This is a genomic window from Paenibacillus sp. FSL H3-0321 (genome assembly GCF_038002865.1).
Taxonomy (GTDB): domain Bacteria; phylum Bacillota; class Bacilli; order Paenibacillales; family Paenibacillaceae; genus Paenibacillus_AQ.
In genome coordinates, this window is sequence record NZ_JBBODH010000001.1 from 2,356,928 (window position 1) to 2,372,008 (window position 15,081).

11 protein-coding genes, 1 other RNA gene and 1 pseudogene are annotated in these 15,081 nt (G+C 51.1%); 3 read left to right on the forward strand and 10 right to left on the reverse strand.

Annotated features, from left to right (window positions below; genetic code table 11):
- Positions 1 to 63: 63 nt before the first annotated feature.
- From MHI45_RS10440 to MHI45_RS10450, 3 genes are all read right to left on the reverse strand, one after another.
- A complete protein-coding gene (locus MHI45_RS10440) occupies positions 64 to 465 on the reverse strand; it encodes a hypothetical protein (RefSeq protein ID WP_076109021.1) in 402 nt (133 codons plus the stop codon).
- An 11-nt stretch (positions 466 to 476) separates the two neighbouring features.
- Complete coding sequence (locus MHI45_RS10445) at positions 477 to 698, reverse strand: DUF1540 domain-containing protein (RefSeq protein WP_076109020.1); 222 nt, start codon at positions 696 to 698, stop codon at positions 477 to 479.
- A gap of 298 nt (positions 699 to 996) precedes the next feature.
- Positions 997 to 1,494: a YpuI family protein gene (locus tag MHI45_RS10450; RefSeq protein WP_076109019.1), complete on the reverse strand. Its 498-nt coding sequence runs from the start codon at positions 1,492 to 1,494 to the stop codon at positions 997 to 999.
- Positions 1,495 to 1,715: 221 nt separating this feature from the next.
- Here MHI45_RS10450 and MHI45_RS10455 point away from each other — a divergent pair, with 221 nt between their 5' ends.
- The gene (locus MHI45_RS10455; RefSeq protein WP_076109018.1) at positions 1,716 to 3,605 is read left to right on the forward strand and encodes a S8 family peptidase; all 1,890 of its coding nucleotides are present in this window, start codon (positions 1,716 to 1,718) and stop codon (positions 3,603 to 3,605) included.
- Here MHI45_RS10455 and pdxR read toward each other — a convergent pair.
- A complete protein-coding gene (gene pdxR / locus MHI45_RS10460; protein WP_341119047.1) occupies positions 3,602 to 5,041 on the reverse strand; it encodes a MocR-like pyridoxine biosynthesis transcription factor PdxR in 1,440 nt (479 codons plus the stop codon). The two genes, MHI45_RS10455 and pdxR, sit on opposite strands and share 4 nt — an antisense overlap.
- A 92-nt stretch (positions 5,042 to 5,133) precedes the next feature.
- Between pdxR and MHI45_RS10465 the strand changes: the two genes are divergently transcribed.
- Together MHI45_RS10465 and MHI45_RS10470 are read left to right on the forward strand one after the other, a co-directional pair.
- Entirely contained in the window at positions 5,134 to 6,366 is a 1,233-nt protein-coding gene (locus tag MHI45_RS10465) for an aminotransferase-like domain-containing protein (RefSeq protein WP_341119048.1), read from the forward strand.
- 741 nt (positions 6,367 to 7,107) lie between these two features.
- Positions 7,108 to 8,667, forward strand: a pseudogene (locus MHI45_RS10470) (IS1182 family transposase).
- A gap of 142 nt (positions 8,668 to 8,809) precedes the next feature.
- Here the strand turns inward: MHI45_RS10470 and rnpB are convergent.
- The 6 genes from rnpB to dnaG all read right to left on the reverse strand — a co-directional run bounded on the left by rnpB (position 8,810) and on the right by dnaG (position 15,081).
- Positions 8,810 to 9,224: RNase P RNA component class A (rnpB, locus tag MHI45_RS10475), an RNA gene on the reverse strand.
- Between the two features lie 62 nt (positions 9,225 to 9,286).
- Entirely contained in the window at positions 9,287 to 10,402 is a 1,116-nt protein-coding gene (locus tag MHI45_RS10480; protein WP_076109081.1) for a Nif3-like dinuclear metal center hexameric protein, read from the reverse strand.
- Entirely contained in the window at positions 10,378 to 11,157 is a 780-nt protein-coding gene (locus MHI45_RS10485; protein WP_076109082.1) for a tRNA (adenine(22)-N(1))-methyltransferase, read from the reverse strand. The genes MHI45_RS10480 and MHI45_RS10485 overlap by 25 nt, the downstream gene beginning before the upstream one ends.
- The gene (locus MHI45_RS10490) at positions 11,154 to 11,978 is read right to left on the reverse strand and encodes a hypothetical protein (RefSeq protein WP_076109083.1); all 825 of its coding nucleotides are present in this window, start codon (positions 11,976 to 11,978) and stop codon (positions 11,154 to 11,156) included. The genes MHI45_RS10485 and MHI45_RS10490 overlap by 4 nt, the downstream gene beginning before the upstream one ends.
- Positions 11,979 to 12,071: 93 nt before the next feature.
- Complete coding sequence (gene rpoD, locus MHI45_RS10495; RefSeq protein ID WP_038595416.1) at positions 12,072 to 13,205, reverse strand: RNA polymerase sigma factor RpoD; 1,134 nt, start codon at positions 13,203 to 13,205, stop codon at positions 12,072 to 12,074.
- 40 nt (positions 13,206 to 13,245) lie between these two features.
- Positions 13,246 to 15,081, reverse strand: a complete 1,836-nt coding sequence (dnaG, locus tag MHI45_RS10500; protein ID WP_256718014.1) for a DNA primase — start codon at positions 15,079 to 15,081, stop codon at positions 13,246 to 13,248.

Below are 15,081 nucleotides of genomic sequence, written 5' to 3' on the forward strand. Positions count from 1 at the left end.
CAGACCCTCATAGTTAGGTCTAAAAGCCTGTTTTGAATTTATTGCTTCTGGTTTCTTCTTACGTTAGCGGGCAAATGGTATCATGACAAAATAGCTGAGTGTGGATACAATCCCCAGTCCCATTGCCCATGCACCCGTAGTTTTTTGCCCTTTGGCGTAAGCATAGTACCCAAGTATGGCAGCTACGGGACCAAGAATGACCGACCAGATGAACAAGGAGGCAATCCCAAAGCCCAGACCGACCCTCCCCATACCCTTGCTGCCGGTCTCTGTCTCACCCTGCTCTTTGGTCTCGGCTGTTTTGCCGCCTGTGCTGTGAATATGTGCCGGAAGCGGGCTTAGCTCCGCGGCATACTCTTCATTGTGGGCCCGGTCCCGCCGGGGATAATCTACTCTCCGCGGACGCAGGATAATTTTTTTCCTTTCGGACGGATCAAGTTTGGATTTATCACTGTGTTTGTCCATTTTCAGGCCTCCTAGTTGTTAGGCTTGAAGGTCAGACAGCAGGTCGCGGACGAAGTTCCGGCAAGATCATGATGATTGTTAGCCATCAGCTCTTCGGCATATTCTTCCTTGAACCCGCTGCCTGCATGCTTGTCGATTTCAATAACGATCTCCTCGGCCCGGCATAAGTTCTGTTCACCCCAATAATGACAGTTGCTCACACTGCATCTTACAAGCGGTTTTGCGGTTGTCATGTGATCACCTCAGGTTCATTATGTCCGTGGAATTTCCTCTCTATGCGGTTGATAAGGTGCCAGTCCCCTCCACAAAACCCACAAAAAACACTGTATCCCAACGCTTTGCAGAAAACTTAATCAATCAAGTGGAAACGGCTTTGCCGTCCTCAAAAGGACGGTACCGTTTCAGCGAGAAATAGAAGGATAAGTTATCGTGTCAAACATATAAATGCTTATATTTACAAAAAAAGACCGTTCCGCCATGTGTACATGACTGAAACGATCCTTTGAATTTCGTGAAATATGACATAAGATGTTAAACCTGGTTTTGCATACGCTTTTCAGTTAAATAATCATTCTCATAATAATTGAGGTCATCACGCAGCTCTTCATAGACTTTGGTAATCTCCATAATAATATCACGGGCCGGACGAACAGGCTTTTTGCGGAAACGGATGGCATCCTGGCCTGTATAAGCGTAACGGCCGTCCTCGGAGTAACTCTCATTCTTTGGATAAAAGAAATTGTTGACTCCATAATGATATACATTATATAGCGCTTTTTGCGCGAAAGCTTCGTCAAATGTGGCGCGGCGCAGGGCAACTCCCAGCTTCTCATAAGACATTTCCGAGAATACCAGCAGGTGGCGGAGATCGGACAGGAAACCTTGATAGAAAGTTACCGTTTCTTCATCTTCTTCGGTTACTAGCTGAGGCAGGGCATGGTTGTTGAGGAATAATTCCATTTTACCGATCACGGATTTAAGTTTTTCTCTCGTCGTTTCACACAATTTCTGCACATTGGCTGCTGACATGGCGAGTGCTCCCCCTTATTAGTCCTTGCTTCTTGTAGTCATTTTCAACTTCTTGTAGTCATTCTCAATAGGTATTGCTTATTTCCTTGCAACTTAATTGTCCTATTACTTTTTGATATTAACATAAAACCTTGGGACGCGGTATCCTTTTCTGTGATGCATAAAACGGGCGCTCTCTTCTAAACCTATAGCTATTACGATGCCATGAAGGAGCGGAAAATATGTCCCGTAAAAATTTAACCGTCGCCGGTTTAGTCACCGCTGCGTTCACGGTAGTTCTACTGACGTTTGCGTTGCGGCCTGAAGGAGACGGAAAGCTGAAACAAGCAGCCGTGCCTAATCCCTCACAGGAAAAAACAGTCAAGAAAACTTCCCTGGTTCAGGATGTTAAGGCAACAGACCAGCTGAACCGGACCGACGTCGGCAAACACCTAAGAACAATGCTTGCTGATACGCATGGCGCAGCGCCCCGAGATATTTCAGCATATGCCAAACGTCTGCAGCAAGGACACGGGCATATCACCATGCTCATCTGGATCGATTTCGTTACCCAGCAAACACATACCTTCAAATCCTCACTGCCGGAGGGCAGCGATCAGGAGAATAAACAGCTGCTAAAGTACCTGAACACGGCAAAATCAGCGATCAGAGGCCATCAATCTTATGAATCCCCTTCCTTCATCATCGGTCAGAAGAAATATTATTTCATGGCTCAGCGTGATCAGGATAGAAAAATTGGTGTCATTGCCCTGATTAATCAGAAGATCCTTGACCGTGTCGCCGATCATCAGCTCAAAAATCTGCGCCTGATTCCTTATCCGAAGGAAGGTAAATACCGGGTGGAATCGGTTCATGCTGATACTTTGAAGGATATCACCGTCAAGACCGGCCATGATAACGAGAACGCCAGCCATTTCTACGAGAATGAAATCGTCGTACGCTTTAAGAACGGTCATCTCACTGCAGGACAGATCCAGACTATAACTGCGGACATCCGCTGCAAGGAGCCGCGCAAATTGGGATATGCCTATATTTTCCGTTCGGATAAAATGAACTATGCCGAGCTTAAAACCTACTTCACCTCTAAATGGCAGCCTGAATATACAGAGCCTCACTATATGTATTTAACCAATGAGACCGCAGTCGAAAATACAGGAGCAAGTGTAATTACACCCAATGATCTGTTGTTCTCTACCTACCAATGGAATTTGCCGGCTATTGAAACAGAGCAAGGCTGGAATTTGTCCAAAGGCAGCAAGGAAGTGGTTGTGGCTGTGGTCGATACCGGCGTACAGGCAAGCCATCCAGACCTCCAGGGCCAGCTCCTGGCTGGATATAACGCGATCGCAAAAGGTTCGACACCGGATGACGATGTGGGGCATGGAACCCATGTAGCCGGCATTATCGGCGCGGTGATCAACAACGAGGAGGGAGTGGCCGGCATCAGCTGGTACAATAAAATCCTTCCAGTCAAAGCGCTGGACAACTCCGGTGCGGGCACCACGTATTCCGTCGCTGAGGGTATTATTTGGGCAGCCGACAACGGAGCCAAGGTGATCAATCTCAGCCTCGGCAACTATGCCGATTCGCAGTTTCTGCATGATGCGATTAAGTATGCCTATGACCGCGATGTCGTTATCGTTTCCGCAGCGGGCAACGATAACACTGAACGTCCGGGATTTCCCGCTGCTTATGAGGAAGTTCTGGCGGTTGCCGCGACTAACGCTAATGGAGAAAAAGCTTCTTTCTCCAACTACGGGGATTACATCGATGTCACCGCACCCGGGGAAAGCATCGCCAGCACCTATCCCGACAACCAGTATGCAGCTTTGTCCGGCACCTCCATGGCCAGCCCCCATGTTGCTGCGCTCGCGGGACTTGTACGTTCGCTGAACCCGGCGCTGACCAATAAGGAGGTCATGGAGCTGATGATTTCGAATGCCGTCGACCTCGGCGATACCGGCCATGATAAATATTATGGCTGGGGGCAGGTCGATATCTATAGAACACTCCGGGCAGCCGGAGGAAGTGTAGTTCCGCTGCAGCTATTCCCGCAGCATGTCGATCGTCAATTGAAATCCATGCAGCACAGTCTGGAGAGCAGCAATTAACGGACAGAGCTGAGATGCTTGTCCAAGAGCCTCAGGAACAGCCGCAGCCCGCGTTCCATATCCGCTTCCTTCATCTGCGAGTAACATAGCCGGATATGCCGGGACGGGACCTCTCCGGAGTAGCAGACATCTCCAGGAAGGAAAGAGATGCCCTCCTGCTCTGCCAGCTCATGCAGCCTGCTGATGCCGCTGGCCGTGGGCAGCTGCAGCCACAAATTCAGCCCGCCCTCAGGCAGATTCCAGGACACTCCCTGAGGGGCATGCTGTTTCAGCAGTTTTGCCGCTTTCTCCATGCGTCCCCGCAGCGCGGTCCGTAGCTGCTCAGCATAAGCCTCATATTTACGCGCGATCAACGGAAGCACCGCCTTCTGGTTCAGCAGCGGACTGCCGAGGTCACTCGCCGATTTGGCGGCAATCAGCCGGGAGAGAATGTTGCCTCCGGCGGCAACGCAGGCAATTCTGCAGCCTGGGGCAATGACTTTGCTGAAGCTTTTCATGTACACAACATGCCCTTCTGCATCCATCGATTTGATCGAAGGCGGAGGCGGCTTGCGGAAATACAGATCACTGAAGGGATCATCCTCCACAATGAGACAGCGGTAGCTTCTGGCGAGTTCCAGCAGCCGCTGTCTTCTTGAGATGCTCATCGTGACGCCGCTCGGATTCTGGAACGTAGGATTGGTATAGATTAGCTTCGGCGGTCTCCGGTCGCATAGTTTAGTGAGCACATCCACTTTCATCCCTTCGTTGTCCATGGGCACAAAGATCATCTCCGCCCCCCGGCCGGCAAAAACATCTATAGCCCCCGTATAGCTGGGCGCTTCCAGATACACGGTATCCCCGGGTCCGACAAACGTCCGGGCCACCAGATCAATACCCTGCTGGGTTCCGCTCGTGATCATTAAATCAGATGAGCGCAGATGGATTCCATGACCTTGCAGATGTCTGCACATCACTTCCCGCAGCTCCAGATCCCCCTGGAAATTGCCGTACGAAGCCATTAGCTCCGGCTGTTCGGTCACAAGCGTTGACATAGTCGCGCCGATAGAATCCAGCGGAAGCAGATCGCCATGAATCGCCGCCATATGGAAAGGATATTCCACCTTCGAATAATCAAAATTACGCCATAGCTGGGCCCGCGGCAAAAAGTCGTCATACCCGTCCTGCCACCCCGTTCCAGCATCCAGGGACATTCGCGCTCTCTCGGCTACAAAGCAGCCCTTTCCCTGGCTGCAGCTGATATGCCCGTGACTTTCCAGTTCAGCATAAGCTTTGCTTACCGTTACCTGGCTTACCTTCAGGGAAGATGCCAGATTTCTCACGGAAGGCAGGCGGGCTCCCGGCTGCAGCAATCCCGAAGTGATCCGCTGGGCCATCGTTTCGCTGATTTGCTGCGGCAGAGATTTACTGCCGCTGCGGAGTAAATCAATATGCATCTGCGCTTCCCCCCACTGTTATATTCAACGCTTTACTGTTATACCGCTATGCCGTTATGATACAACAAAATTGTAAAGCGGGGAGCATTTTTATGAAGATCAATTACTCTACGATGACGGAACATCTGGGATCCTCGGCAGTGCGCGAGATTCTGAAGATTACCCAAGGCAAAGACATCATTTCGCTGGCAGGCGGGCTGCCCGCCGAAGACTTCTTCCCGGTGGAGGCTGTTCGTGAGGCTTACAGCCGCGCTCTTGCCGGCGAGACATCGGCACTGCAATATGGTCTGACCGAAGGCTATATTCCGCTGCGTGAGCAGGTTGCGGCCAGGCTGACCCGTCAGGGTATCCCCACCGATATCTCGGAAATGCTCCTCACCACAGGCTCCCAGCAAGCCATCGACCTGCTGTGCAAAATATTGCTTGATCCCGGAGATGCTGTCCTCGTGGAAGCTCCAACTTATATGGCAGCCTTGCAGGTGATGAACTCCTACCGGGCGGACATTCACATTGTTCAGAGCGATGAATCCGGCATGCTGCCGGACCATCTGGAGGAGCAGCTTCGCACACACCGCCCCAAGCTGCTCTATGCCGTTCCTACCTTCAACAACCCCTCCGGGGCAACCTGGAGCAAGGAACGCCGTGAACAAGTGGTCTCCCTGTGCCGACGATATGGCGTGCTGATTCTTGAAGACAACCCTTACGGTGAAATTAAGTTCGACGACTCCGCTGATGCTTATCCTCCATCACTGGCAGCGATCGACAGAAGCTGCGGAGAGGATTCCTGTGTCGTCTACACGGGAACATTCTCCAAGATAGTCGCACCTGCCCTGCGTACCGGCTGGATTATCGGCCCGGCTGAGCTGATCCGGGTAGTTGCCAAAGCGAAGCAGGCAGCCGACCTGCATTCCAGCACCATAGACCAGCGTGCCCTCTATGAACTGCTTCGGGTCTTTGACCTTGAGGGACATATCCGTCTTATCTCCCGGGAATACCATTCACGGATGAAGCAGCTCTCAGCCGAGCTGTCGTCGCGCGGCTGGGAAGACGCAAAGTTCGAAGAACCCCGGGGCGGTATGTTCCTGTGGCTGAAGCTATCCACCGCTATTAACACTACCGGGCTGCTTCCATTCGCCGTGGAGCAAGGTGTAGCCTTTGTACCCGGTGAAGTGTTCTATTCCGCCAAGCCGGTGAAAAATGCAATGCGGCTTAACTTCACCCATACTCCGCCGGAGCTGGTTCCGCTCGCTGTAGGGCGGCTGGAACAGGCCATCAGCCAGTACTCCCAGAGCCTGGAGACAACGCTCATGCCGACGCTGGAATAACAGAGCCCCCGCTGCGTTGCCTGTCAGATATTGTTGCTTCTGCTTGACCAGCCAGCCAGGAATACTCCGGCACGTTCATGCTTAGTCTGAAGGTAGAATTTCGCAAAAAACACTGCTCTTGCCCTAAGACTCTACATGGTCTGCTTTTGGCACGGACTCCAGAGACCTAATTTGTCAAAAATCAGCTCAATAATGCCTGGTGCGGACTCCAGTGCAGTTATTTAGCAATAGAACCGCTATTAACCTCACTATTTTAGTAAATAACGCCGCCTGAGTCCGCTTCTACGACAAAAAGAGTATTATCGCGTAAATAACGTCACTGAGGTCCGCCAGAGTGATCATCTAAAACAACAAAAAGATCGTACCGTCCTCGTGCAAACAGGGAGCGATGCGGTCTTTTTCATCTTTGAACTAAGGCGTTAAAAAAGGGGCTGACCCAAAAGCCATGAAATGGCTGCTTGTGTCAGCCCTTTTTTAACGTAGGAGATACGTAAGCTTTTTGGGTGGACGCTCCGCGAACGGACCGTTGTTCCAATCGCTGTTGTCCCCAGATTTTATTTATTCTCCTTAGCGGTGAAAATCCGGGGACAAAGGCGACCGCTGCCGCTTCTCCACAATCGTTCCGTCCTCTCCGCTGTTTAAGCGGGAATTGGATCTACAATCTTTAAAAAACGCAAAAAAAGAAACCATCCTTTGGTAAAATGGAGTTACCACACAACCATTTCAAAGGAGAGGTTTCTTTTGTACATTCAATATACCATGGACCAACTTTGCTTGCCAATGGATCTGGAGGAAGATATTCCAGAACATCACCTCGTTCGTATCGTCAACGCCGCCGTTAACCGGCTGGACGACGGCATTTTTGACGTGGCCTACCCGGGTGGTGGCCGTGACAGCTACCATCCTAAAATGCTGACCAAAGTCATTATTTACGCCTACACGCAGCGCATCTATTCCTCTCGCCAAATCGCCAAATCCATTCGGGAGAACATCCCCTTCATGTGGCTCGCCGGTCGGCAGCGGCCAGACTTTCGGACGTTGAATCGATTTCGTTCCCAGCGGATGAAGAACGTTCTCGAAACCGTATTTACCGCCGTGCTTCAGTTTCTGGCTGACGAAAAATACGTTTCCCTCGAGCATTACTTTGTGGACGGAACCAAAATCGAGGCGAACGCCAATCGCTACACGTTTGTTTGGGGGAAAGCCGTCAGTAAACACAAAGCCACACTGCAGGATAAGGTACATGCCCTGTTCGCTGACATTGAAACGGCAGAAGAGCAGGAAGAACAAGGGAATCCAGGTAAAGATCTGGCTGAACTCGGCACAGATTCCGAAGTGAGCAGCGTGAAACTTGAACAGGTGGTGCAAAAGCTCGAAGCTCAGCTGGCCAAAAAACCGAAAGACAAGCCCTTGAAAAAGGCTGTTCGGAAGCTGCGCAAGGATTGGCTTCCCCGACTGCTGAAGTACGAACAATACCAAAAGCTGCTTGGTGACCGGAACAGTTTCAGCAAGACAGATCCAGATGCAACGTTTATGCGGATGAAAGAAGACCACATGCGAAATGGCCAGCTGAAACCGGGATACAATGTGCAAATCGGGACCGAAAACCAATTTATTTTAGCCTACAGTTTACACCAAAGACCGACCGACACCCGCTGTTTAGAGCCGCATATGGAAAAAGCGCAGCAGATCCTCGGAAAACTGCCAAAGACAGTCATTGCGGATGCAGGCTACGGCAGCGAAGAAAACTACGCCTATCTGGAAAAGAAAGAGATTCAGGCGGTGGTGAAGTACGGCAGCTACCACAAGGAAAAGAGCAAGGCCTGGAAAACGAATGTTGGTAAAATCGAGAACTGGACATACGATGCAGCCGAGGATAACTGGACGTGCCCAGCCGGGAAAATGCTGCATTTCCACAGGGAAAGCAAGGAGACCTTAGAGAACGGCTATGAAATTCGTAGACGTCATTACCGAAGCAGCTCCTGTGACGGCTGCCCCCTAAAGGAGCGTTGCACGAAAGCGGCAGGAAATCGGGAGGTGGTCGTCAGTCTGGAACGGCTGCGATACCAGAACCAAGCGCGGGAATGATTGCGGAGTGAAGAGGGCTACGCCTTAGCTGTACGTCGAATGACGGAGCCAGAAAGTGTATTTGGACAACTAAAAAATAACCGGGGCTTCCGGCGTTTTCTGCTTCGCGGGATAGAAAAAGTGACGCTAGAGGTCGGTTGGCTTTCGCTTGCCCACAATCTACTGAAGCGAGCAGCCATGGACCAAAAACATAGAGCAGCGCTCCTCCAATAACAGGAGGAGCGCTGCTCTATTGACTTTTATGCTTTTAAAATTGAAGGTGGCCTGTCTCCGCTCATAGAAAATCTACTTTTGAGACAGCCGCTGTCTGTCGTATATAAGCTTCACAGAATAACAATTCATAAGAGTTGTCAGTTAGGAAAGTTTGCCGTAAGCCGGGTTCTGTGCTCGTCGTGGTTCAAACGGGAACTACCCTCCCACCATAAGCGACAATCATCTATCTAGGCCATACATTACTGCACAGCTCCAGCGACCAACCTAGACACGCCTCAGGCGAAGGCTGCTCTTCCGGTTAAGGAAGCGCTGCGTCTCATTAGGTCTTGCTCCAGATGGGGTTTACCAGGAACGAAGTCACCAGCGTTCCTCGGGGTCTCTTACACCTCGGTTCCATCCTTGCCTGTGCCGCCCGAAAGCGGCCATCGGCGGTCCATTTCTGTGGCACTATCCTTCGGCTCGCGCCGACTGGATGTTATCCAGCACCCTGCCTTGTGGAGCCCGGACTTTCCTCCCGCGGCGTCTTCACGCACACCGGCGATTGTCTGTCAAACTTCCCGATCAACATTGTATATTATACAGATTTGCCGCAACCTGCACAAGTGTAAATAAAGGGAATCTACAGGAATTTGAAAGGCTCTGTATCAATCTGCGAAGCATACACCGCTGTGCCGTACTTATGCTCAGCCAGCTTGCCCTGAATCCACCCGGCCACTTTCTCCTTCATAATCTTCTCCGCATTATGTCCCGGATCAATTAATGAGATGCCGGCCAAGTAAGCATCTTGAGCCGTATGATAATCGACATCGCCAGTCACCAGTACATCGGCTCCTTTGAAGATGGCGCTGTTATAATACTTCGCCCCCGAGCCGCCCATCACAGCCGCTTTGCGGATGGGGCGGTTCAAATCGCCCACAACACGAACGTGATCGACCTTCAGGCCGGTTTTGACTGTCTCGATAAATTCGCCAAGCGTTGTTGGCTCCTTAAGCTTGCCTACTCTACCGAGTCCAAGGCTGCGGCCTTTAAGGTCCATGGAATAAAGATCATACGCCACCTCTTCGTAAGGATGCGCTTTAAGCATCGCCTGAACTACTTTATTGCGGATAGACAGCGGCACGATCGTTTCGATGCGGACTTCCTCGGCGCGTTCCATTTTACCCGCTTCTCCAATATAAGGTTCCGAGCCTTCACGCGGAATAAAGGTGCCGTAACCTTCGATATTGAAGCTGCAATGGCTGTAGTTGCCGATCCAGCCTGCACCGGCATTCAGGATGGCGTCCAGCACCTTCTGGTGATGATCCTTCGGCACGAATACAACCAGCTTGGACAGCTGCTCGGTATGAATGTCCTTGATCGGCGCACCGTTCTCGATGCCAAGCGCTTCCGCCATCCAGTCGTTCATCCCGCCTTCGGCAACATCCAGGTTGGTATGGCTGATGTATACGGCAATATCATTTTTGATCAGCTTCTCATAGAGCTTGCCCATCGGTGTTTCGGTCTGTATCCCCTTAAGCGGACGAAAGATAATCGCATGATGGGCGATGATCAGGTTACAGCCCTGAGCAATCGCTTCGTCCACAATGTTGTCGTTGACGTCCAGTGCAACCAGCACGCCGGTAATTTCTTTCTGCAGGCTGCCCAGCTGAAGGCCGATGTTGTCCCATTCCTCAGCCAGATGTTTCGGGGCAAGCTGCTCCATATACCCGATTACAGTTTGTCCTTTGGCGTACATTCCAGCACCTCCGAGATTGTTGTGATCTGTGCCGTGATCCTGCTGCGCTTTTCTTCCGCAGATTCAAGCTCCGAGCGGGATAGTGAAGCCAGAATCCCTTCCAATTTTGCAATCTCACTCTGCCATTTGGCAGTAAATACGGCGTTTGGCGCTTGCAGCAGCCAAGGCCCCATTTGCAGAAGCAGCTCCTTGCTGCATACCAGGTTGCCACCAGCAAGCTGCCGTTCATGATAAAGCTGCTCATTTGTGATCCCTGCAGCTTCACCCTCAGGGACCGCCGTCAGTATTTCATATATTTTCCCGTCTTCTTCCAGGATATGCTCTGCTGTAAGCACCCAGTGGTTGTTCAGCAGCCAGCGGCGCAGAATATCCTCGCCCACATTTGGCTGCAGCGCAAGCAGCTTTACACCTGCAAGCTTGCCGAGGCTTTTGCCGCGGTCCAGGATAGCGGCAATCAATGCGCCGCCCATTCCGGCGATGGAGATGCAGTCAGCTTCACCCGGCTCCAGCACTTCGAGACCGTCTCCGCGCCGCACCTCAATCTGTTTGCCCAGGCCCGCCTCCGCCACACCTCTACGTGCTGCTTCATAAGGTCCTGGATTGACTTCACCTGCTATTGCAGAGACCGCTTTCCCGCTTCTCAAGGCTGCTACCGGAAGCAGGGCATGATCCGAGCCGATATCGGCAAGTTTGCTGCCTGTTGGAATCTGCTCCAGCACAAGCTGGAGCCGGTTTGATAATTTTACGTTGTTCATGAGGCCACCCACGTTATCCATTTTTTTCGGAAAATAAACAGCAGCGCAAGGCCGGCTGCAATCTTGAATATTAACACCAGCGACACCCATTCCGGATAATCCGGTCTGAGCCACAGCGCATCAATCTCCGGCATCAGCCACAGCGACACTCCGACACCCAAATACACCCCTGAAACCCCTTTGATCCTGTGGTACAACAGCCAGCTCAGCCAGACCATCAGTATACAGAGCGGCAGCCAGAGCAGTTCAAGCTCCAGGACCGAAGCATCAGGGCGCATTTGGCCGGAGAACCCGGCATAGAGCAGGGCCCAGAAGGCAAACCCGCAATAGTGCAGCAAGCCTATACGCAATGTGAAGCCGAGTATCACCCACAATAGGCCGCATCCTGCGATCAGCAGCGGCCGCCAAAAGTCCGCGTTCAGATCATGCAGAGCAATGAGCCAGAGGCCAAATCCTATCGTCAGTACACTGCCAAACCCTGCCAAAACAAGACTGATCATGTGGTTCCGGTCCCGGTAAATAGCCGAGTAGCCGTAACAAACAATTAGTACACATAGAGCTGTGGCAAGTTGCAAAGGCCAAGGAAAAACGCTAAAATAAAGACTAATCAAGAAAATCAAGGAAATAATTCCAAAACCAAACAACCATATTTTGATGCTGCCCTGCTGAAGATTTTTCAGCGAGATCGGATTGCTGTCTTTGATCTCCTTCTCATCATCGTAAAGGTTGGTCAAGAAGTCGCAATACTGCTCAGGCAGTAGCTTGCTCCTTCTCCAGTAATGAATTTCTCTTAATATAATTTCTCGTTTTTCCAAATTCAACGGCTAATCCCTCTTTTCACACCTTTACTTAGGTGTATCTCAAGATAAAAGGACCTCCTGCCACCGTGCAGCAGAAGGTCCGGTTTATAAAACCTATTCGAGGAAATCTTTAAGCCGTTTGCTGCGGCTTGGGTGGCGCAGCTTACGCAGCGCTTTTGCTTCAATCTGGCGGATCCGCTCACGGGTTACGCCGAATACTTTACCCACTTCCTCAAGCGTTCTCGTCCGTCCGTCATCCAGACCGAAACGAAGACGAAGCACGTTCTCTTCACGCTCGGTGAGCGTGTCCAGCACATCCTCCAGCTGTTCCTTCAGCAGTTCATAGGCTGCTGCATCCGCAGGAGCAAGCGCCTCCTGATCCTCAATGAAATCGCCCAGATGCGAATCATCCTCTTCACCGATTGGTGTTTCCAGGGAAACCGGCTCTTGGGCAATCTTCATGATTTCTCTGACTTTCTCAACCGTCAATTCCATTTCAGCCGCAATTTCTTCCGGCGAAGGCTCGCGTCCAAGCTCTTGCAGCAGCTGACGGGAGACACGAATCAGCTTGTTGATGGTCTCCACCATATGCACTGGAATACGGATTGTCCGCGCCTGGTCAGCGATAGCCCGCGTAATGGCCTGGCGAATCCACCAAGTGGCATAGGTACTGAATTTGAACCCTTTATTGTGGTCAAATTTCTCAACCGCTTTGATCAGACCCATATTGCCCTCCTGGATCAAATCCAGGAACAGCATGCCGCGTCCAACATAACGCTTGGCGATACTGACAACAAGCCGCAGATTCGCTTCGGCCAGCCGGCGTTTCGCTTCTTCATCACCATTTTTGATTCTCATGGCCAGTTCGACTTCATCGTCAGCCGAGAGCAACGGCACACGTCCGATTTCCTTCAGATACATCCGGACGGGGTCGTTAATTTTGATTCCCGGCGGCAGCGACAAATCGTCGTCAAAGCTGAAGTCGTCAGAGTCGCTATTCTCGTTGTCCTCGCTCTGGCGGAGCGGCGAACCTTCCTCGTCATTCTCATTTACAACCTCGATGCCGAGGTCGCTGAGCTGCTCGTAGAATTCCTCCATCTGCTCGGGGTCTTGATCAAACGGCGACAATTTCTCCATAATATCTTTGTAGTTCAATGATGATCTTTTCTTGCCGTGCTCAATAAGCTGGTCCTTAACCTGATCCAGAGTAAATTCAGCTTCCAGTTCAGTGTGCTGATCGTTCGCCATAATTCGACTCCCTCCTCCCTAGGTACATCCTGTCAATTCCTTATTGTCTCTCTAGGGTTATAATCTCACTTGCAATTTGTGCCGCACGCAAAAAGTCACCGGATTTCTCCGCTTGAATCATTTCTTCGCGTTTTTGTTCCATCCTGCGCTGCAGGGGGTACTTCCGTACTTCACGGATGCAATCGTCCAAAACCTGCGTGTTCCAATCCGGCGGTGTGTCCATTATGGATATCGCTGTTGCAGTCTTCTCCAGACGATCATCCTGTAGTGATGATAAAAAACGGCTGATGCCGGGTGGCTTGCCTTGCGCATAATAGGCATATAGATAAGCGGCGATTGCCGCATGATCATCGATGTTGAACTCTTCTCCGAGGCGTTCGCCTACATAAGTAGCAGCTTCCGGGTCCTGAATCATAAAGGAAAGCAGGCGCCGTTCCGCAACATGATAAGCGGGCAGTAAAGTAGGTGTCTGCACTTGCCCTTTTTTATGCCTACCATTATTCCACCTTTTATCGTTATTATCCCCTTCGGGGATGTTTTTTTGCATCGACGCCCGCAGCAAGTTGCAATCCTGTTTTAAGCTATCATATGACAGCTCCAGCTCTGAGGATATTTCCCGCAGATAAACTTCACGCTCGGTCGAAGATTGCAGTGATGCAATAATCTCCAATGCCTCCTTGACATAGGCGATTTTGCCGTCTTCCTCTAGGAGTATATGGTTTTTTTTCAGATATATAAGCTTAAATTTTATGGATGATACCACCGAATCCATCACCTGTTCCTTGAATCTGTCCCCGCCGTGACGGGAGATAAATTCATCCGGATCCAGACCGCTCGGCAGCACGGCAACCTTCACCCGCAGATCATTGCTTTCCAGCATCGGGATCGCCTTCATCGCTGCAGCTTGTCCCGCCCGGTCGCCGTCGTAGGCAAGAACAATCTCGTCAGCCAGGCTTTTCATCAGGGCTACATGTCCCTCGGTCAGCGAGGTTCCCATGGTAGCCACGCCGTTATGCACACCTGCTTCCCAGGCCGAAATGACATCGCCGTATCCTTCGAAGAGGACGATTTGCCGCGTTTTGCGGATGGATGCTTTGGACTGGTGCAAATTGTACAGAATCCGGCTTTTGTTAAATAGTCTGCTCTCCGGGGAATTCAAATATTTCGGCTGACCTTCCCCAAGAATTCTTCCGGCAAAAGCGATGGTCTTGCCTGTGCGGTTCGCAATCGGAAAAATAACGCGCCCGCGAAAACGGTCGAGATACCCTTTGCCCTCGCCCCTGGCAGACAACAGCCCGCCCTTTTCCATTTCTGCAAGATCAAAATTCCGTTTCTCCAGAAACTGCAGCAGGGTGTCCCATCGGTCTGGAGCATAGCCGATTTGAAACTGGTCGATCATTTTATCACTGAAGTTCCGGGATCTTAAATAATTCATTGCGGCAGTGCCGTATTCCGTGTTCTTCAGCAAAAAATGATAAAATTTGGCCGACAACTCATAAGCCTGTATCAGCCGGTCCCGCTCAGGGTCGGGAGGAGATAATGTGCCTCCTTTGCCTTCGGGAATAGCAATATCGCTTTCTTCCGCCATTATTCTGACTGCTTCGGGGAAGGATAACCCTTCGATTTCCATCCTGAATTTGATGGCATTTCCGCCCATACCACAGCCAAAGCAATGAAAAACTCCCCGGTCCGGGGTTACGGTGAAGGAAGGGGATTTCTCCGAATGGAACGGGCAGAGGCCCCATAAATATTTCCCCTGCTTGGACAAATGGACAACCTTACCGACGGTATCGACAATGTCATGCCGCGCCAGCACGCTCTCGATAACTTCTTCTGGAATATTACCGTGTCCGCTAGCCAGTTCAACCACCTTCAT

What these genes read in the sequence shown, in the direction of transcription:
- MHI45_RS10440 (WP_076109021.1), bottom strand. Translation starts at nt 465, where the DNA reads ATGGACAAACACAGTGATAAATCCAAACTTGATCCGTCCGAAAGGAAA.
- MHI45_RS10445 (WP_076109020.1), bottom strand. Translation starts at nt 698, where the DNA reads ATGACAACCGCAAAACCGCTTGTAAGATGCAGTGTGAGCAACTGTCAT.
- MHI45_RS10450 (WP_076109019.1), bottom strand. Translation starts at nt 1,494, where the DNA reads ATGTCAGCAGCCAATGTGCAGAAATTGTGTGAAACGACGAGAGAAAAA.
- MHI45_RS10455 (WP_076109018.1), top strand. Translation starts at nt 1,716, where the DNA reads ATGTCCCGTAAAAATTTAACCGTCGCCGGTTTAGTCACCGCTGCGTTC.
- pdxR (WP_341119047.1), bottom strand. Translation starts at nt 5,041, where the DNA reads ATGCATATTGATTTACTCCGCAGCGGCAGTAAATCTCTGCCGCAGCAA.
- MHI45_RS10465 (WP_341119048.1), top strand. Translation starts at nt 5,134, where the DNA reads ATGAAGATCAATTACTCTACGATGACGGAACATCTGGGATCCTCGGCA.
- MHI45_RS10480 (WP_076109081.1), bottom strand. Translation starts at nt 10,402, where the DNA reads ATGTACGCCAAAGGACAAACTGTAATCGGGTATATGGAGCAGCTTGCC.
- MHI45_RS10485 (WP_076109082.1), bottom strand. Translation starts at nt 11,157, where the DNA reads ATGAACAACGTAAAATTATCAAACCGGCTCCAGCTTGTGCTGGAGCAG.
- rpoD (WP_038595416.1), bottom strand. Translation starts at nt 13,205, where the DNA reads ATGGCGAACGATCAGCACACTGAACTGGAAGCTGAATTTACTCTGGAT.
- dnaG (WP_256718014.1), bottom strand. Translation starts at nt 15,081, where the DNA reads ATGAAGGTGGTTGAACTGGCTAGCGGACACGGTAATATTCCAGAAGAA.